The sequence below is a fragment of the Bradyrhizobium sp. CSA112 genome, assembly GCF_029051645.1.
Lineage (GTDB): Bacteria > Pseudomonadota > Alphaproteobacteria > Rhizobiales > Xanthobacteraceae > Bradyrhizobium.
Genome location: NZ_JAACFS010000175.1, coordinates 1 through 305, shown reverse-complemented (window position 1 = coordinate 305; position 305 = coordinate 1). Strand labels below are relative to the sequence as shown.

The following is a 305-nucleotide window of genomic DNA, read 5'->3' as shown; positions in this document are numbered from 1 at the left end:
AAAACCGCGACGCTACGTCTCCCGATCTTGTGAGACCCATCTCAGCCTCCCCATGCTGAAAAGTGAGTCTTCTCAAATATATGATTCCTGTCGACAAAGACCGCGACACTCTGACTCAGTAAGACTAGGAGCCTGTCCCTATAATGGACTTAGGTTAAGCGAAGCGGGTTCTGAAGCTTTTTTTGGGGAGACAGGTTCTCCTCAGCGTGCGGCGGCGAGTTTTGCGAGGTTGTGGGCGATGCAGATCATGGCCCATTCGGCTTTGACCTTGTCGATGCTGCGCAGGAGGAACTGGCGGAAGCCTC

General features: G+C 53.4%; 1 protein-coding gene. It reads right to left on the bottom strand.

Features of this window, described 5'->3' with window-relative positions:
• Positions 1 to 201 precede the first annotated feature (201 nt).
• A partial coding sequence (locus GWE18_RS42200; protein WP_275190603.1) for a transposase occupies positions 202 to 305 on the bottom strand: 104 nt, incomplete at its 5' end.